Origin of the sequence: Phenylobacterium sp. (assembly GCF_025351295.1) — a bacterium.
Lineage (GTDB): Bacteria > Pseudomonadota > Alphaproteobacteria > Caulobacterales > Caulobacteraceae > Phenylobacterium.
Genome location: NZ_JANXWD010000123.1, coordinates 12,112 through 28,958, shown reverse-complemented (window position 1 = coordinate 28,958; position 16,847 = coordinate 12,112). Strand labels below are relative to the sequence as shown.

At 70.4% G+C, this 16,847-nt stretch carries 16 protein-coding genes and 2 pseudogenes; 6 read left to right on the top strand and 12 right to left on the bottom strand.

Annotated features, from left to right (window positions below; genetic code table 11):
* From Q0R13_RS17310 to rdgB, 10 genes and pseudogenes are all read right to left on the bottom strand, one after another.
* The coding region (locus Q0R13_RS17310) for a hypothetical protein (protein ID WP_293906238.1) at window positions 1-336 on the bottom strand (336 nt) is incomplete at its 3' end.
* Between the two features lie 269 nt (window positions 337-605).
* Window positions 606-1,643 (bottom strand): annotated as a pseudogene (locus tag Q0R13_RS17305) (YifB family Mg chelatase-like AAA ATPase); the annotation flags it as partial.
* A 141-nt stretch (window positions 1,644-1,784) separates the two neighbouring features.
* Window positions 1,785-2,732: a glutathione synthase gene (gene gshB, locus Q0R13_RS17300; protein WP_293906236.1), complete on the bottom strand. Its 948-nt coding sequence runs from the start codon at window positions 2,730-2,732 to the stop codon at window positions 1,785-1,787.
* Window positions 2,733-2,771: 39 nt separating this feature from the next.
* Complete coding sequence (locus Q0R13_RS17295; RefSeq protein ID WP_293906234.1) at window positions 2,772-4,454, bottom strand: hypothetical protein; 1,683 nt, start codon at window positions 4,452-4,454, stop codon at window positions 2,772-2,774.
* Window positions 4,454-5,893, bottom strand: a complete 1,440-nt coding sequence (locus Q0R13_RS17290) for an MBOAT family O-acyltransferase (RefSeq protein ID WP_293906232.1) — start codon at window positions 5,891-5,893, stop codon at window positions 4,454-4,456. The genes Q0R13_RS17295 and Q0R13_RS17290 overlap by 1 nt, the downstream gene beginning before the upstream one ends.
* Before the next feature lie 75 nt (window positions 5,894-5,968).
* A complete protein-coding gene (locus Q0R13_RS17285) occupies window positions 5,969-6,784 on the bottom strand; it encodes a transglutaminase family protein (protein ID WP_293906230.1) in 816 nt (271 codons plus the stop codon).
* A 6-nt stretch (window positions 6,785-6,790) separates the two neighbouring features.
* A complete protein-coding gene (locus Q0R13_RS17280; protein WP_293906228.1) occupies window positions 6,791-7,162 on the bottom strand; it encodes a YraN family protein in 372 nt (123 codons plus the stop codon).
* Complete coding sequence (rsmI, locus tag Q0R13_RS17275; RefSeq protein ID WP_293906226.1) at window positions 7,159-8,022, bottom strand: 16S rRNA (cytidine(1402)-2'-O)-methyltransferase; 864 nt, start codon at window positions 8,020-8,022, stop codon at window positions 7,159-7,161. Before rsmI ends, Q0R13_RS17280 begins: the two co-directional genes overlap by 4 nt.
* Window positions 8,023-8,115: 93 nt before the next feature.
* The gene (hemW, locus tag Q0R13_RS17270) at window positions 8,116-9,276 is read right to left on the bottom strand and encodes a radical SAM family heme chaperone HemW (protein WP_293906224.1); all 1,161 of its coding nucleotides are present in this window, start codon (window positions 9,274-9,276) and stop codon (window positions 8,116-8,118) included.
* A gap of 137 nt (window positions 9,277-9,413) precedes the next feature.
* The gene (rdgB, locus tag Q0R13_RS17265) at window positions 9,414-10,016 is read right to left on the bottom strand and encodes an RdgB/HAM1 family non-canonical purine NTP pyrophosphatase (protein ID WP_293906222.1); all 603 of its coding nucleotides are present in this window, start codon (window positions 10,014-10,016) and stop codon (window positions 9,414-9,416) included.
* A gap of 398 nt (window positions 10,017-10,414) precedes the next feature.
* Here rdgB and Q0R13_RS17260 point away from each other — a divergent pair, with 398 nt between their 5' ends.
* Both Q0R13_RS17260 and Q0R13_RS17255 read left to right on the top strand, forming a co-directional pair.
* On the top strand, window positions 10,415-10,969 hold the full coding sequence (locus Q0R13_RS17260) for a DUF2975 domain-containing protein (RefSeq protein ID WP_293906220.1): 555 nt from the start codon (window positions 10,415-10,417) through the stop codon (window positions 10,967-10,969).
* A 10-nt stretch (window positions 10,970-10,979) separates the two neighbouring features.
* On the top strand, window positions 10,980-11,222 hold the full coding sequence (locus Q0R13_RS17255) for a helix-turn-helix transcriptional regulator (RefSeq protein WP_293906217.1): 243 nt from the start codon (window positions 10,980-10,982) through the stop codon (window positions 11,220-11,222).
* Between the two features lie 554 nt (window positions 11,223-11,776).
* Here Q0R13_RS17255 and rph read toward each other — a convergent pair.
* Window positions 11,777-12,492, bottom strand: a pseudogene (rph, locus tag Q0R13_RS17250) (ribonuclease PH).
* Window positions 12,493-12,638: 146 nt separating this feature from the next.
* Between rph and hrcA the strand changes: the two are divergent.
* The 4 genes from hrcA (at window position 12,639) to dnaN (ending at window position 16,434) form a co-directional block, all read left to right on the top strand.
* Window positions 12,639-13,664: a heat-inducible transcriptional repressor HrcA gene (gene hrcA, locus Q0R13_RS17245; RefSeq protein ID WP_293906216.1), complete on the top strand. Its 1,026-nt coding sequence runs from the start codon at window positions 12,639-12,641 to the stop codon at window positions 13,662-13,664.
* Between the two features lie 17 nt (window positions 13,665-13,681).
* A complete protein-coding gene (gene grpE / locus Q0R13_RS17240; protein ID WP_293906215.1) occupies window positions 13,682-14,278 on the top strand; it encodes a nucleotide exchange factor GrpE in 597 nt (198 codons plus the stop codon).
* 141 nt (window positions 14,279-14,419) lie between these two features.
* Window positions 14,420-15,145, top strand: a complete 726-nt coding sequence (locus Q0R13_RS17235; RefSeq protein WP_293906213.1) for a PEPxxWA-CTERM sorting domain-containing protein — start codon at window positions 14,420-14,422, stop codon at window positions 15,143-15,145.
* A gap of 170 nt (window positions 15,146-15,315) precedes the next feature.
* A complete protein-coding gene (gene dnaN, locus Q0R13_RS17230) occupies window positions 15,316-16,434 on the top strand; it encodes a DNA polymerase III subunit beta (RefSeq protein WP_293906212.1) in 1,119 nt (372 codons plus the stop codon).
* A gap of 53 nt (window positions 16,435-16,487) precedes the next feature.
* Here dnaN and Q0R13_RS17225 read toward each other — a convergent pair whose 3' ends face one another.
* Window positions 16,488-16,772: a zinc-finger domain-containing protein gene (locus tag Q0R13_RS17225; RefSeq protein WP_293906210.1), complete on the bottom strand. Its 285-nt coding sequence runs from the start codon at window positions 16,770-16,772 to the stop codon at window positions 16,488-16,490.
* Between the last annotated feature and the right edge of the window lie 75 nt (window positions 16,773-16,847).

Here is a 16,847-nt window from a genome sequence, read left to right as displayed (position 1 = left end):
GGCGCGGTCTATCTCTTCGCCGGAAAGGCCTTCTGCGCCTGTGGGAGCAAGATGTACGTGTGGAGCAAGTCCCCCAAGTACATCTGCCAGGCCTGCCGCAACAAGATCCCTATCGACGATCTCGAAGAAGTGTTCCGTGCGCAGCTCTCGCAATTCCTGCTTTCGCCCGATGAGATCGCCGCACACACCGAAGCCGCTGACGTCGCGGCCGGCGAGCGCGGCGCCCTGATCGAAAGCACCGAGGCCGAACTGCGGAAAGTCGATGCCGAGAGCGACAAGCTCTATCAGCTGTATCTCGCCGACAGCCTGTCCAAGGAGGACTTCGGCCGGCTGCACCGCCCGCTTTCCGAGCGCCGCGCACAGCTCGGCGACGAGCTGCCACGCCTCCAGGCCGATCTCGATGTGCTGCGCATCGGCATCCACTCACGCGAAACGGCGCTCTCAGATGCGCGCGATCTTGCCGGACGGTGGGAGAGCCTTCCCTTCAATGAACGAAGACAGATCGTTGAAACCATCACCGACCGCGTCACGGTCGGTGACGGCGAAGTCGAAATAGCCCTGCTATATTCGCCTTCGCGAACTACCGGCCAAAACCCCACGCACGCACAGGGGTTCATCGCCGCCACCAGCTGGAACCGCGCCGGGTAGCGGATGTGGGCGTTCGCCCGGGCCACCACCACCTCGCCGGTTTCGAGGGGTTGCCGGAGTGAATCGAGGGCCTGGGTTCCGAACTCGGGGAGTTCGTCCAGGAACAGGACACCGTTGTGCGCAAGGCTGACCTCGCCGGGCTTGGCCTTGAGCCCGCCGCCGGTCAGCGCCGCCATGCTGGCGGAATGGTGGGGCGCGCGGAACGGCCGGGCGCGGGTCAGCTGGCCCTTGGCGATCAGGCCGGCCACCGAGTGGATCATCGAGGTGGCGAGCAGCTCCTCGGGCGTCAGCGGCGGCAGGATGCCGGGCAGGCGGGCCGCCATCATCGACTTGCCGGAGCCGGGCGGGCCGATGAAACTGAGGTTGTGGCCGCCGGCCGCGGCGATCTCCAGCGCCCGCTTGGCGTTCTCCTGGCCCTTGACGTCGCGCAGGTCGGGCACGCGCTCGCCGTCCAGCATCGGTCCAGGCTTGGGCGGCGACAGCACCTGGGTCCCGCGGAAGTGGTTGACCAGGGCGATCAGCGACGGGGCGGCCAGGATCCGGGTCTCGCCCGCCCAGGCCGCCTCCGGCCCGCAGGCCTCCGGGCAGATCAGGCCCAGCCCCAGGCCGCCGGCCGCCACCGCCGCGGGCAGGGCGCCGGCCACCGGCACGATCCGGCCATCCAGCGAGAGCTCGCCTATGGCGGCCCAGCCTTCCAGGGCGTCAGGCGGCACGATGCCCATGGCGGCCATCACCGCGAGCGCGATCGGCAAGTCGTAGTGGCTGCCCACCTTGGGCAGGTCGGCCGGGGCGAGGTTGGCGATGATCCGCTTGGCCGGCAGCGCCAGGCCCATGCCCATGAAGGCGCCGCGTACCCGCTCGCGGCTCTCGCCCACGGCCTTGTCGCCCAGGCCCACCAGGATGAAGGCCACGTCGCCGCGGGTGAACTGCACCTCGACGTCGACGCGCACGGCGTTCACGCCGCTGAACGCCAGGGTTACAACCCGCGCCGCCATTCCTCGACCCCCAGCCCTTGTGTCCGGAACACAGTTATCCACAAGAGCATCACAGTGGCCGGCTCAGAGCAAGAACAAATAAAGAACTTTTGGGGAAACTGAGACGATTCCGTGACTTCCGGACGTCTCTTGCACAACAACCTACGGCTGGGCGCGCAGCGCTTCAATGCGCTGCCACATCACGTCGGTGGCATCGATTCCGGTGAAACGCTTCAAGGCCACGGCCCCGGTCGGCGATGTCACGTTGATCTCGGTCAGGTAATCGCCGATCACGTCGATGCCGACGAAGATCAGGCCGCGGGCCTTCAGCTCCGGCCCGATGGCGGCGCAGATCTCACGGTCGCGGGCCGAGAGCTCCACCGGCTGGGCCTCGCCGCCGACCGCCAGGTTGGAGCGGATCTGGCCCTTGGCGGGCACCCGGTTGATCGCGCCCACCGGATCGCCATCAATGAGCAGGATGCGTTTGTCGCCCTTGACCACCGACGGCAGGAACTTCTGCACGATCACCGGCTCGCGGCCGAGCTCGGCGTGCAGTTCCAGCAGGGTGTCGAGATTGGGGTCGTCGGCCAGGTGGCGGGTGACGCCGGAGCCGCCCCGGCCGTTCAGCGGCTTCATGACGATGTCGCCGTGCCGCGCACGGAAATCCAGGATCGCGGCCTTCTCCCAGGTGATCAGGGTCGGCGGCTGCAGGCCGGGGAACTTGGTGACGAACAGCTTCTCCGGGGCGTTGCGCACCTCCACCGGGTCGTTCACCACCAGGGTCTTCGGGTGGACCACCTCGAGGAAGAAGGTGGTGTCGATATAGTGCATGTCGAACGGCGGGTCCTGGCGCAGCAGGATCACGTCGAACTCGGTCAGCTCGGCGCGCCGCCAGGGTCCCAGCGCCGCATGGTCGCCCTTCACCCGCTGGACGGTGACGTCGCGGCCGCGGGCGAACACCCGGCCATCCTCCATCGCCAATGTGGCGGTGGTGTAGACAAACAGCGCATGGCCGCGCGCCTGGGCGGTCTCCATCATCAGGAAGGTGGTGTCGCCCTCGATGCCGATCCCCTCGATGGGGTCCATCTGGACGGCGACCTTCAAAGACATGCGGAACCCCCGGGGTGCAAGCCCTGCCAGATAGGGCCTCTAGGGGCCGGACGCCAGCGGCGGCCGCTTGATGCGGATCCACCCGGGCGGCAGGTCGGTCATCCTGATCCCTTTCAGGATCAGCCTGGCGCCCTGCATCTCGACGACGGTGTCCGAGCCCTCCTGGAGCGCCGTGTAGGCCGTGCCCGGGTCCAGCTGGACGCGGTCGCCCTCGTCGATGGAGAAGTCGAGCACCGTGTCGGTCCCGGCGTCGATGAAGCTGTGGAAGACGTCCGCGCCGCGGCCGCCGCGCAGGGTGTCGTCGCCCCGGTCGCCGGAGACCCAGTCGTCGCCGTCGCCGCCGTCCACCAGGTCGTTGCCCCGGCCGCCGCGCAGCACGTCGTCGCCGCCCAGGCCCTCGATGGTGTCGTCGCCGGGCTTGCCCTTGATGTCGTCGCGGCCCGGGCCGCCGCGCAGGTGGTCAGGCCCGTCGGTGCCGTCGATGTGGTGGTAGGGGGTCGTCTTCGACGCCGTGCGGACCTCCAGCTCATAGCGGGCGCGCCGCGCGACGGTGGCGCGGATACGGGCCAGGGCCTCCGGCGAGGCGGCCGGCGAGGCGGCCATCACCGACCCCAGGCCGGACTCCGTCACCTCGGTGATCACGATGTCGGGGTTGAAGCGGGCGATCAGGTCGGGCCGCCAGGCGCCGTCCTGGATGTGGGCGACGACGATCCGGCTGAAGTGGCTGTAGAGGAAGGGCAGCAGCGCGTTGGAGAAGCTGTCGACGGTGATCAGCAGCACCGGCTTGCCGGGCTCGGCGGTGTCGATGGTCCGCGCGCCGGTCCACTCGTGGTTGGCGGTCAGGTAGCGGATCTGCAGGTTGTCGTCGTCGGCGGGGTCGGCCAGCTCCGGATAGTCGACATGGACGAAGCTGGCGACGCCAAGCATCAGGGCCAGGTTGCGCGGCTTGTTGGCCTCGCCGGCGCGGACCTCCTGGAAGTCCTCCAGCGCGCGGGGGGCCTCGGCCAGGCCCTGCGCGTGCAGCTCGCGCATGAGCGCGGCGTATCCGAGGTAGGCGCCCAGTCCCGTCCAATGGGTGTCGTAGGGGGTGTAGGTCATCAGGCCATACCGGGTATGGCCGGCCAGGGCGCTGTCCAGGTAGAGCACGCGGCCGGCGCCGGAAGCCTTGGCGAGGCGGCTCAGGGTCACCGCCGGGCGGTTGATGTCGAGGTGCAGCCAGCCGGGGGCCTGGGCCGGATAGACCGCGGCCTTCATGGGCGGACTGATGACCAGATAGGCCCTGCCGTGGGCGGCCAGCGCCTCGGTCCGCCCGGCCAGGCCGGCCAGCCAGGCGGTGGCGTCGGCGTCGCTGAGCGGCGGGTCGCCGGTCAAGGCGGCCATGTGGCGGCCGTCGTCGTCGAACAGCCAGCCGTCCCGGCCCACCACCACCCGCGGCGAGCCGCTGACCCCGAACAGCAACCGCAGTCTGTTAAGCGCCCCGATCAGCTGGGCGCGCGGCGGGAAGCGGTCGGCCACATAGGCGTCGACGGCATGGCGGTAGGCGGTCAGATCGCCGAGGCCTTTGGGCGGGGCCGGGGCCCCGGCCAGGACGCGGTTCTCCTCCAGGTCGGGGGCGGGCACGAAGCGCGGCGCGACGAAGGCGGCGACCAGCACCACGGCGGCGGATCCGATCAGCCGCCGCCAGTGGCCGGTGGGGTCGTAGGGGTTCGCGGAGTCGGCCATCAGAACCGGAAATAGAGGAAGGGGTTGAGCGTGGAGCCGGCAAGGATCACCACGCTGAGCAGCAGGCCGGCGATCAGCACCGGCGTCGGGAGCACATGGACGCCCTGGGTATCCAGCCGCGCCTCCAGGGTATGGGCCGCCGCCAGCCGGGGCGCGCGCAGGCGATCCAGCAGCCAGGGCAGGGTCGGGACCGCGAAGACGACGCCGGCCGCCAGCGCCGCCAGCACCTGGTTGTCCAGCAGGATCCGGGTGGCGACCGGCAGCGGCGCCAGCTGGTCCAGCCGCGCCATGGCGGCCAGGTAGCCCAGGGCCCGCGGCAGGCTGTCGGCCCGGAACAGCACCCAGCCGGCCAGCACCACCAGCAGCGCATAGGCGTGGCCCACCGCTCGCGGCGACCGCGCCAGCAGCCGGCCCAGACCGACGCGCTCAATGAGCAGGAAGGCCCCGTGGTAGAGGCCCCAGATCACAAAGGTCCAGGCCGCCCCGTGCCAGACGCCGGTCAGCAGGAAGACCACCAGCAGGTTGCGCACGGTCTTCGCCGCGCCCTGCCGATTGCCGCCCAGCGGGATGTAGACGTAGTCGCGGAACCACGATGACAGGCTCATGTGCCAGCGCCGCCAGAACTCGGTGATCGAGCGCGACGCATAGGGATGGTCGAAGTTCTTCGGGAAGGTGAAGCCCAGCATGAAGGCCAGGCCGATGGCCATGTTCGAATAGCCGCCGAAGTCGAAATAGATCTGCAGCCCATAGCTGACGGCCCCCAGCCAGGCGGTGGCCGGGTCCAGCTCCGAGGGCGGCAGGCCGAAGGCGTGGTTGGCCAGCGGCGCCACGGTGTTGGCGATCAGCACCTTCTGCGACAGGCCGACGATGAAGTACTGCAACCCCAGGCCCAGGCGCTGGGTGTGGCGACGGTCGGCATGCAGTTCTTCGCGGATATGGGCGAAGCGCACGATCGGCCCGGCGATCAGGTGCGGGAACATCAGGATGTAGGCGGCGAACCGGGTCAGGTCGCGCTCGACCTCGACGCGCCGCCCATAGACGTCGACCCCATAGCTGATCAGCTGGAAGGTGAAGAACGAGATCCCCAGCGGCAGCGGCAGATGGAACTCGGGCAGGGGCCGGCCCGGCAGCAGGCCGTTGAGATTGTGGGCGAGGAACCCGGCGTACTTGAAGAAGCCCAGCACCCCCAGGTCCAGGACGATAAGCCCGCCCAGCAGTCCGCCCCGCAGCCGCCGGGTCTCCGCCCGGGCGATCCCCCGCGACCCGGCGTAGTTGGCGAGGATCAGCCCGGCCAGCAGGAAGATGTAGGGGCCCTCGCCCCAGACGTAGAAGGCCACGCTGCCGGCCAGCAGCGCCCCCGTCCGCCAGCCGGCCAGGGCGTAGCCGATGAGGAACACGGGCAGGAAGTAGAAGATGAAGACGATCGAGCTGAAGACCATCGTCCGACGCCAGGCGCTCCAGCCGATTCCACCGGCCTAGTTAGGGCGAGTGTGCGGGCGGCGGCAACCGCCGGTCTAGTTCAGCCGCAATCGCACCCGCTCCCGCTGGGCGCGCGCGGCCAGGGCGGCGCCGCCGTCGAGGGCGGTGGCGCGCTGCAGGGCTTCGAGGGCGCCGGCCAGGGCGCCCTGGCCCTCGCGGGCGGCGGCGACGTCCAGCCAGGGGCGGTGGTCGGTGGCGTCCAGCAGGGCGCGGCGCAGGGCGGCGCGCTCAGCGCGGGCGAAGTCGCCGGCCGCGGTCGCCTGGGCGAAGATCATGTTCTGCAGCCGCAGCAGCACGGCGCGATCGCTGACCGGGGCCATCAGCCGGTCCAGCCGGTCGGCGACGTTGGGGGTCAGCCCGGCATGCAGGGCGCGCCGCGTCAGTTCAGACGGCAGCACCACCCGGCCCTCGGAGAACGGGTCCAGGGCCAGCGGCCCCTCCTCGGTCTCGATGCGCAGCAGGAAGTGGCCGGGAAAGTCGACGCCCTGCACCGTCAGCCCGCAGCGGCGCGCGGCGTGCAGGTAGAAGACCCCGATGGTCACCGCGAGGCCGCGCCGGCGCTCGGCCACGTCGATGACGTCGGCGTTGCGCGGATCGTCGGGGGTGAAGAGGTCGCCGGACATCCCCAGGTCGCCGGCCAGGGTTTCCGCCAGCGCCTCCTCCGGGCTCTCGCGCTTCAGGCGCTGGGCCAGGCGGTCCACGCCCATGGCCGCGACCTCGCGGGCCTGGGCCGGGTCGCGGGCCGGGTCCTCGTGCATGGCGCAGGCGATGGCGGCCTCCAGCAGCGGGAACTCGCCGTCCGCGATCCCCCCGGCGCCGGAGAGGATGGTCTCCGCCTGGTCACGATCCACGGCGCCTCAACCCCCCTTCCACGCGTCAGGTATGTGCCGGGGCAGCCGGCCTGGCGCGAGGGCCAGCAAGTCCAGCCTGACGCCGCAGCGGGCGAGGCTCGGACGCCGCGCGGCAAGGCTGGCGCCAGCCCGGCGCAGGCGATCTCGCTGGTCGAAGCTGACCGCCTCCAGGGCCGCCTCGATCGTCGCGCGGCTCTTGACCTCGACCACCGCCAGCACGTCGCCGCGCTTGGCCAGCAGGTCGATCTCGGCCTGCGGGGTCTTCAGCCGGAAGCCCAGGATGCGATAGCCCCTGGCCATCAGCCAGACGGCCGCCCAGGCCTCGCTGCGCCGGCCCGACAGCCGCGCCCGGCTTCCGCGTTCGGCGCGGGCGTTCACGGCTTCAGCTCCAGCGCCCGGCGATAGAGGTCGCGGCGCGGCAGGCCCAGGGCCTTGGCGACCTCGGCGGCCGCGGCGGCGGGCTTCAGCCGCGACAGCGCGTCGGCCAGGGCGGCGTCGGCGTCGGCCGCCGTGGCCTCGATCTCGCGGCCGGGCGCCACCAGGATCACGATCTCTCCCTTGGGCGCGTCCAGCCTGGGGTCGGCGGCCAGGACATCGAGCGGCCCCCGGTAGAACGTCTCATAGAGCTTGGTCAGTTCCCGGCAGACCACCGCCTCGCGGTCGCCCAGCACCGCGGCCATGTCGGCCAGGCTGTCGGCCAGCCGCGAGCCGCCCTCGAAGAACACCAGGGTCGCCCGCACCCCGGCGAACTCGGCCAGGAAGGTGCGCCGCGCCGCGCTCTTCGGCGGCGGGAAGCCCACGAACAGGAAGCGGTCGGTGGGCAGGCCGCCCGCCGACAGGCCCGCCAGCAGGGCCGAGGCGCCGGGGATCGGGAACACCGCATGCCCCGCCGCCGCCGCCTCGCGCACCAGCCGGTAGCCGGGGTCGGAGATCAGCGGGGTGCCAGCGTCGCTGACCAGGGCCACCCGCTGGCCGGCGACCAGCGCGGCCAGCACCTTGGGCCGCACCCGCTCGGCGGCGTGCTCGTCGTGGCGCTCCAGCTTGGCCGAGAGGCCGTAGGCGTGCAGCAGCTTGCCGGTCACCCGGGTGTCCTCGGCCAGCACCAGGTCAGCCTGGCCCAGCACGTCGAGGGCGCGCAGGGTGATGTCGCGCAGGTTCCCGATCGGCGTCGCCACGACATAGAGCCCCGGCGCCAAAGGCGCGTCGCTGAGCGTGGGCGGCGTGACAGCGCGAACCATGGGCGGGAGGGTTCGCCGCTCCGCCGCCGAAAGGCAAGCTTGGGCGGCAAGAAGCTTGGACGACAAGATCGACGCCGCTGCCGCGGGCTCTGCCTAAGCCGTCGCCAGCTCCGCGGTGAGGCGGTCGAGGACGCGGCGGCCGGCGGGGGTGGCGCGCAGGCGGTGCGGGTCGATCTCCACCAGACCCAGGGCGGTAAAGCGGCGGACGGTGGGGTGGTCGGGCGTCAGGCCCAGCGCCGCCACCTCCTCGAACGGGACGCCGTCGCGGATGCGCAGCCCGCTCAGCAGGCGCTCCTCGGCGGCCTGTCCGGCGGTGAGCATCTCGCGGCTGGCGAACCCGGTCGCGGTTTTGGCAACGGTGCGGATGTAGTCGGCCGGCCTGGCGGCGGCCTCGGTGGCCTCGCGGCGGCCGCCCAAGGTGATCCGGCCGTGGGCGCCGGGGCCGACGCCGACGTAGTCGACGCCCTGCCAGTAGACCAGGTTATGGCGCGAGCGGGCCGCGTCGCCGCGGGCGTGGTTGGACACCTCGTAGGCTTCGAACCCCTGGCCCTCCAGCACCGCCTGGGTGGTGTCGTAGAGGTCGGCGGCCAGGCCCTCGTCCGGCGGGGCCCAGGCGCCGCGGCGCACCGCGCGGTCGAAGGCGGTGCCGGTCTCGATGGTCAGCTGGTAGGGCGAGATGTGCTCGGCGCCCAGGGCGATGGCTGCGCTCAGCGCCTCGGCCCAGGCGGCGGTCGTCTGGCCGGGCAGGGCGTAGATCAGGTCCAGCGACAGGCGCGGGAACGCGCGGGCGGCGGCCTCGGCGGCGCGGCGGCCCTCGGCGGCGTCATGGTTGCGGCCGAGAAACCTGAGCGCCGCGTCGTCCAGCGCCTGCAGGCCCAGCGACAGGCGGTTGACCCCGGCGTCGGCCAGAGCGGCGAAGCGGCCGGCCTCCGCGTCGGTGGGATTGGCCTCCAGGCTGACCTCCAGGTCGGCCGCCGGGGTCCAGAGGCGCCGGGCCTCAGACACGATCTCCGCCGCCCAGGCCGGGTCCATCAGCGAGGGGGTGCCGCCGCCGAAGAAGATCGAGACGAGGTCACGCGGCCCGGTGAGCGCGGCCTGGGCCTCCAGGTCGGCCAGGATGGCGCGGGCAAGGTCAGCGGCCTCGCTCTCGCGACCCCTGGCCTTGAAGACGTTGAAATCGCAGTAGGGGCAGATGCGCGCGCAGTAGGGCCAGTGGACATAGACGCCCAGCGGGACGGGGCCAGGACTTGGCATTCAGGCTGCCCCCTCCTCACCCGTAGGGGGAGGGGAACCATGCGCAGCAGGGTGGAGGGGGCCTGCAGGAAAGATCTCGGCGGCGGCGCGCCCCCTCCACCGCCCCCCCAATGGGGGAGGAGAGAGAGCGATCAGTCTCAAAGCAGGGCGGCCTTCAGCTTCACGAAGGCGCGCGCCCGATGGCTCATGCCGTCCTTGGTGAGGGGCGCCATCTCGCCGAAGGTCTGATCGAGGCCCTCAGGCCGGAAGATCGGGTCGTAGCCGAAGCCCAGCTCGCCGCGCGGCGGGAAGGTGAGCTGGCCGTCTACCCGCCCCTCGACCACCACCGCCGGACCGCCGCCCGGCCAGGCCACCGCCAGGGCCGAGGTGAACCAGGCGCTGAAGTCCTCGGCGCCCACTTCCTCCAGCCGGTCCTCGACCTTCTTCATGGCCATGGCGAAGTCCTTCTGCGGCCCCGCCCAGCGGGCCGAATAGATGCCCGGCGCCCCGTCCAGCGCCGTCACCGAGAGGCCGGAGTCGTCGGCGAGCGTGATCATCCCGCTGGCGTCGGCAGCGGCGCGGGCCTTCAGCAACGCGTTGCCGACGAAGGTGGTCTCGGTCTCGTCGGGCTCCGGCAGGCCCAGGTCGCCCGCCGCCACCAGCTCGAACCGCCCCTCCAGGATCTCGGCCAGTTCGCGCGCCTTGCCGGGGTTGTGGGTGGCCACCACCAGCCGGGTCCCCGGCTCCAGCTTCAACGCCATGACTCGATTCCCCGTTGACCGAGGGCGGACATTAGCGCCGGCCCGGCATGTTGCATTGCGAAAGTTTAATATCGTTACTCGATATTCACGTGATCGAAAAACGATGTGGGCGTATCCACTCATTCATCGGGACACGAGGTTCCGACCCACCAACCGCTGCACCGCAGCATAACCAACTGGAGCTCTAAAATGTTCTCTCAAACCATGAAGCAACTGGACCGCGTCGCCATGATCTTCGTCGTCGTCCTCGCCGCCGCCCCGATGCTGAGCATCGCCGCCCGCGCCGCCTTCCTCTAGGCTCGTCCGCGAGTCATGAGGTTCGTCCGATCCGCCCCGGCCTTCGGCTCAGCGCCGAACCCGCGGCGGATCCAGACGGTTTACGGGGAGAGCAGACCGGCATGCGCGCCTTGGGTCCGGGCTCGGTTTCGAGCTTTCTGAAGATCATCCTCGACGTGGTCTTCGCGGCGCTCTGGATCGGCGTCGCCGTCTTCGCCCTCATCACGCTCGCGGCGCTGCTGCTGAGCGTCAATCCCGACCTCCTGCCCAACATCCGGCTCTCCGGCGACGACGGCCACTACCGCAACACCGCCATCGGCGAGCTGACCAAGAACGGGCCCTCGATCACCAGCGGCCTGCTGGCCGCCGGCCTCTATCTGGCGGGCGTCCTGGTGATTGTGGCCGCCCTGCGCCGCATCTTCACCACCCTCACCGCCGGCGACCCCTTCCATCCCGACAATGTGGCGCGGCTGCGCCTGATCGGGCTGATGCTGGCCGGCCTGGAACTGGGCCGCTACGCCTTCTGGATGATCAGCGCCTGGCTGCTGCCGGGGATCAACCACGTCGAGCCCAGCCTGTCGCTCACCGCCTGGTTCTCCGTCCTCGTGGTCTTCGTGCTCGCGGAGGTGTTCCGCGAAGGCGCCCGCCTGCGCCGCGAAGCCGAGCTGACGATCTAGGGGCCCGCCCATGCCGATCCGCGTAAGCCTCGACCGCGTGCTGCTCGACCGGCGGATGTCGCTGACCGAGCTGGCCGACCGGGTCGGCGTCACCATCGCCAACCTCTCGATCCTAAAGACCGGCAAGGCCCGCGCCGTGCGGTTCTCCACCCTGGCGGCGCTCTGCCGCGAGCTCGACTGCCAGCCCGGCGACCTGCTGATCTACGAAGCCGGCCCCGACGACAGCGCTCTGGACGAGGACGGCGAAGCGTAAGCCTCCCGGAGCCGCTCATCCCGGCGAAGGCCGGGACCCAGATCGCGAACGCCGACGCGGCCTGGATCGGCGCCGAGTTCAACGAACCCGCCTCCACGCCACTCCATCTGGGTCCCGGCCGTCGCCGGGATGAGCGGGACACCCCACGCTGCCTCGCGGGACGGGCGATGCGGCATTGCAGCGCAAACTTATTCATCGAGGTGAGAAATCCTTGATTTCCGCGAGGGCGGCGCCTATGTCCGGCCTACGCTGCACTGCACAACAAGGAGTGACGCAGATGGTCGCCCTGATCGAAAAGTTCCTCGACGCGATGTTCGCCCCGATGGCCCGCGAACTCGAACGCCTGCCGCCGCAGGCTTTCCGCTTCAACGTGTTCTTCTAAACACCCAACGGCATGTCATCCCGGTTTCGCGGCACGCGAATACCGGGACCCACGAACACACAAGGCGCTGTCCTCGGCTGGACAGCGCCGTTTTCGTTTCTTCGCCGAGTGCGCCGGTGGGTTCCGGTCTTTGGCTTCGCCAAAACCGGGATGACACCCTTGAGCGGGGCCCCTACGTCCCCGTCGCCGCCTTCTGCATCGCCACCAGCTCGCCGATGCCCTTGCGGGCCAGGCCGAACAGGGCGTCGAACTCGGCCTGGCTGAAGCCGCGCTTTTCGCCGGTGGCCTGGACCTCGACGATGGCGCCAGAGCCGGTCAGGACGAAGTTGCTGTCGGCCTCGGCGTTGGAGTCCTCCTCGTAGTCGAGGTCGAGCACCGGCACGCCGTTGAAGATCCCGCAGCTCACCGCCGCCACCTGGTCGAGGATCGGGTCGGTGGCGATCACGCCCTCGTCCAGCAGGTATTTCGTCGCCAGGCGGAGCGCCACCCAGGCGCCGGTGATCGAAGCGGTGCGAGTGCCGCCGTCGGCCTGGAGGACGTCGCAGTCGACGGTGATCTGCCGCTCGCCCAGGGCCTTCATGTCGGTGACGGCGCGTAAGGATCGGCCGATCAGGCGCTGGATCTCCTGGGTGCGGCCGGACTGCTTACCCTGGGCGGCCTCGCGGCGCCCTCGCGTGTGGTGGCGCGCGGCAGCATGCCGTATTCGGCGGTAACCCAGCCCTGGCCCTTGCCGCGCAGGAAGCCGGGGACGCCCTCCTCCAGGCTGGCGGTGACCAGCACCTTGGTGTGGCCCGCCGTGATCAGGCACGAGCCCTCGGCGTAGCGGGTGACGCCGGTCTCCAGGGTGATCGGGCGTAGCAGCTCGGGGGTGCGTTCGGAGGGTCGCATGTCGGGTACTCGGGCTGGCGCCGCTTGCGCCGTTGAGGGCCGCGCTTATCCTAGATCGCGAAGGCCTCGTCCATGGGGCGCCAGAGAGACCGCCGCCGCCCATCGTGACGCCTCCCCTGTTCTCCCGCGGGCCCAGCCTCGCCGATATGGATCACCGCGCCCGGGAGATCTTCCGCCGGATCGTGGAAAGCTATCTGGAGACCGGGGAGCCGGTCGGCTCGCGCACCCTGTCGAAGGGCGGGCTGTCGCTGTCCCCTGCCTCGATCCGCAACACCATGCAGGACCTGACCCAGCTGGGCCTGCTGGGCGCGCCGCACGTCAGCGCCGGCCGGCTGCCGACCCACGCCGGCCTGCGGCTGTTCGTGGACGGCCTGCTGGAGGTGGGCGACGTGGGCGAGGACGAGCGGCGGACCATCGAGTCGCGCCTGCTGGCCCACGGCCGCAACTACGAAGATGCGCTGAACGAAGCCTCGTCGATCCTGTCCGGCCTGGCCGGCGGGGCCGGTGTCGTCGTTACCCCCATGCGCGACGCGGGGGTGACCCATGTGGAGTTCGTGGCGCTGTCGGGCGACCGCACCCTGGCGGTGATGGTGTTCGACGACGGCACGGTGGAGAACCGGCTGATCCGCCTGCCGATGGGGGTGACGCCGTCGGCCCTGCAGGAGGCGTCGAACTTCCTCAACGCCCGGATGCGCGGCCGGACGCTGTCGGAGACCAAGGTTGACCTGACCGCCGAGCTGAGCCGGGCGCGGCGCGAGCTGGACGCCACCGCCGCGCGGCTGGTGGAGGACGGGCTGGCGGCCTGGGGCGGCGGCGAGGTCGAGGAGCGGGCGCTGATCGTGCGCGGCCGGGCCAACCTGCTGGAGGACAGCCAGGCCACCGTCGATCTGGAGCGGGTGCGCTCGCTGTTCGAGGACCTGGAGCAGAAGGAACAGCTGATCGGCTTGCTTGACGGGGTCCGCGACGGCCAGGGCGTGCGCATCTTCATCGGCGCCGAGACGCGACTCTTTTCCCTTTCCGGTTCCGCTGTGATCGCGGCGCCCTATATGACGGGCCAGCAGAAGGTGGTGGGCGCGATCGGCGTGATCGGGCCTGCACGATTGAACTATGCCCGGATCATTCCGTTGGTGGACTACACCGCCCGCGTGCTTGGCCAGGTGATGAACGCCTAAGGGTCGCAAGAGAAGAGATGTCCGAAGACGATACCCCCGCCAGCTGGGAAGCCGACAGCCCGTCCGTCGACGCCGAGGTGGAGGCGCTGCAGGCCGAGGTCCAGGGCCTCAAGGAGCAGGTCCTCCGCTACGCCGCCGACGCCGAGAACACCAAGCGCCGCGCCGAGCGCGAGATGAACGACGCGCGCGCCTACGCCATCCAGAAGTTCGGCCGCGACCTGCTCGGCGTCGCCGACAACCTGGACCGCGCCATGGCCGCCGCCCCCGCCGACACCGGCGATGCGGCGGTGAAGAACTATGTCATCGGCGTCGAGATGACCGCCAAGGAGCTGCTCAGCGCCTTCGAGAAGAACGGCCTGAAGAAGGTCGATCCGGCCAAGGGCGACAAGTTCGACCCGCACAAGCACCAGGCGATGATGGAACAGCCCGGCAGTGACGTGGCGCCGGGCGGCGTGATCCAGGTGCTGCAGGCCGGCTATGAGCTGCTGGGCCGGCTGCTGCGCCCGGCCATGGTGGTGGTGGCGGCCCGGAGCGGCGCCGCGGCCCCGGCAGCCAACCCCTACGCTAACGGCGAGGGCGCGCCCGAGGGCGGCGCGCTCGACACCCGCGCCTGAGGGCTCGCGGCAGCACCGTCAGATTGTGCTTCCGCGGAGATGATTCCCCAGCCAAGCGAGTCGCTTTGACTCCGTTAACCATTGCTGGACCTTGGCCTTGGGAGAGCTGGAAGAACCCGTTCTCCGAACCGGGGGATGCAGATGAAGACGAAGATGCTCGCGCTGGCTGTAGGGCTGGCGGTTCTGGGCGCGGCGCAGGCGGCCTCGGCCTCCAGTGTGCTGGCCGCCTACTACAAGGCGACGGCGGGCGGCGACTTCGAGGACCTCTGCTGCAGCACGTCCATCGAGCTGAAGACGGCGCTGGGCCCCAACGGGTTGCCGGTGTGGCTGTCCGGCGAGCCGGTGCAGGAACTAAACGCCAGCAACGAGATCGGGTGGTGGTCCCCCGATGGCTCGCACATCGTGCAGGACGGTCCGTCGGTGGTGGTGGCCCTGCCGTACGCGGACTCCACCCTGTTCACCCCGCACGGGACCGGCTCCAGCAACGGCGGCGCCAACGGCTTTCAGACGGCCCGCTTTAGCGGCGTCTTCAGCACCGCGGGGGCCAGCACCCTGCTGACCTTCAATGTCACGTCGGACGACGACGTCTTCGTGTTCATCGACGGCAACTATGTCGACTCGACGCTCGACGGCATTCACGCCCCCAAGAGCGACGTGTTCTCCACCAGTGTCGGGGCGGGCGGGCACACCTTCAACCTGTTCTACGCCGACCGTCATACCGTCCAGGCGGTGCTGGACTTCAGCGTCGACGGCGCGACCCTCAGCTCCGGGGCGCCTGAGCCGGCCAGCTGGGCGATGATGATCGCCGGATTTGGCGGGGTGGGCGCGATGCTTCGCCGCCGCCGACAGGCGCTCGCGACCGCCTGATCGGCCCGGTCATCCACAGCTAGAACGCCCCGCCAAACCGGCGGGGCGTTTCTCTTTTGGCGCGGGCCTTTTCCCCTTGAGGAATTTGGCTAATGTCCCAGTCCCTTGAAGATCGGGGCGCGTGCGGACGCGGGTGATTCGTTCGCGCGTGTAAGCGAGCCGGGACCGATATGAAGCTGACGATCGAACGCGCGGCGCTGCTGAGGGCGCTGGGGCACGTGCAGAGCGCCGTGGAGCGACGCAACACGATCCCGATCCTGTCCAATGTGCTGCTGTCGGCGGAGCGCGACCGGCTGACCTTCTCGGCCACCGACCTGGACCTGGAGATCGTCGACAGCGCCCTGGCCCAGGTGGACCAGCCGGGCCAGATCACCGCGCCGGCCCACACCCTCTACGAAATCGTCCGCAAGCTGCCCGAGGGCGCCGACGTCTCGCTGAGCTTCACCGGCGAGGACCCGCGGCTGACCGTGGCGGCGGGCCGCAGCCGCTTCAACCTGCCGGTGCTGCCGGCCGGCGACTTCCCGGTGATGAGCGCCGACGGCTTCTCCGGCCGCATGAGCGTGGACGCGGGCGACCTGATCCGGCTGATCGACAAGACCCGCTTCGCCATCTCGGCGGAGGAGACGCGCTACTATCTGAACGGCCTCTATGTGCACACCATCGTGGTGGACGGGGCCGCCCGCCTGCGCGCCGTGGCCACCGACGGCTCGCGCCTGGCGCTGGCCGACATGCCCGCCCCCGAGGGCGCCGCCGGGATGCCCGGCGTCATCGTGCCGCGCAAGACCATCAACGAGGTCCGCCGCCTGCTCGAGGACGCCGGCGAGAGCGTCGACCTGCAGATCAGCCCGCAGAAGGTGCGCCTGGAGCTGGGCGGGGCGGCGCTGACCTCCAAGGTCATCGACGGCAACTTCCCCGACTACGCCCGGGTGATCCCCAAGGACAACCACCGCACGGTGATGGTCGACGCCAAGCTGTTCGCCCAGGCCGTGGACCGCGTGGCGACCATCTCGGCGGAGAAGAGCCGCTCGGTGCGGATGGCCATCGATAGCGGCCGCGTGGTGCTGACCGTGCGCAACATGGAAGCCGGCCAGGCGGTCGAGGAGCTGGAGATCGACTACGACGGAGAGCCCTTCGAACTGTCGTTCAACGCCCGCTACCTGCTGGACATCACCGACCAGATCTCCGGCGTCGAGATGGAACTTCGCTTCGGCGGGCCGAACGACCCGGCCCTGGTGCTGGATCCGGGCGACACGGATGTGCAGTACATCCTGATGCCGCTCAGGGTGTAGAGGCGGAGCGCCGCCAGTTCCGCCCCGAACGGGGAGGAACTACGCGGCGGGCCTCAGTGCCCGTGTGACCCCTCGTACACGCCCGGCGCCAGGTATTCGTCTTCCGGGCCCTCGGAGCCGGCGGCCAGGACGAAGCGGCGGTCGCAGTAGGGGCATTCGACGAAGCGGGCCTCGCCCATCTCCAGCCAGACGCGCGGATGGCCCAGCGCGCCGCCAACCCCATCGCAGGCGATGCGGCCGGAGCGGACCACGATCACCTCGGGCGGATTGGCGTCGACGATCAGCGCCGGCTTGGCCGGGGCCGGTTCGGGGGTCTTCGCGGCGACTTTGCGGGCCATGGATATCTGTTACCTGAAAGGTCGCCACTTTGCGCGAGGGTGGCGCGCGCCTAGGTATGCGAGCGCGGCTTCGCG

Bases quoted from the DNA above. Each gene is read 5' to 3' on its own strand.
- gshB (WP_293906236.1), bottom strand. From the start codon at position 2,732: ATGTCTTTGAAGGTCGCCGTCCAGATGGACCCCATCGAGGGGATCGGC.
- Q0R13_RS17295 (WP_293906234.1), bottom strand. From the start codon at position 4,454: ATGGCCGACTCCGCGAACCCCTACGACCCCACCGGCCACTGGCGGCGG.
- Q0R13_RS17290 (WP_293906232.1), bottom strand. From the start codon at position 5,893: ATGGTCTTCAGCTCGATCGTCTTCATCTTCTACTTCCTGCCCGTGTTC.
- rsmI (WP_293906226.1), bottom strand. From the start codon at position 8,022: ATGGTTCGCGCTGTCACGCCGCCCACGCTCAGCGACGCGCCTTTGGCG.
- hemW (WP_293906224.1), bottom strand. From the start codon at position 9,276: ATGCCAAGTCCTGGCCCCGTCCCGCTGGGCGTCTATGTCCACTGGCCC.
- rdgB (WP_293906222.1), bottom strand. From the start codon at position 10,016: ATGGCGTTGAAGCTGGAGCCGGGGACCCGGCTGGTGGTGGCCACCCAC.
- Q0R13_RS17260 (WP_293906220.1), top strand. From the start codon at position 10,415: ATGCGCGCCTTGGGTCCGGGCTCGGTTTCGAGCTTTCTGAAGATCATC.
- Q0R13_RS17255 (WP_293906217.1), top strand. From the start codon at position 10,980: ATGCCGATCCGCGTAAGCCTCGACCGCGTGCTGCTCGACCGGCGGATG.
- hrcA (WP_293906216.1), top strand. From the start codon at position 12,639: ATGGATCACCGCGCCCGGGAGATCTTCCGCCGGATCGTGGAAAGCTAT.
- grpE (WP_293906215.1), top strand. From the start codon at position 13,682: ATGTCCGAAGACGATACCCCCGCCAGCTGGGAAGCCGACAGCCCGTCC.
- Q0R13_RS17235 (WP_293906213.1), top strand. From the start codon at position 14,420: ATGAAGACGAAGATGCTCGCGCTGGCTGTAGGGCTGGCGGTTCTGGGC.
- dnaN (WP_293906212.1), top strand. From the start codon at position 15,316: ATGAAGCTGACGATCGAACGCGCGGCGCTGCTGAGGGCGCTGGGGCAC.
- Q0R13_RS17225 (WP_293906210.1), bottom strand. From the start codon at position 16,772: ATGGCCCGCAAAGTCGCCGCGAAGACCCCCGAACCGGCCCCGGCCAAG.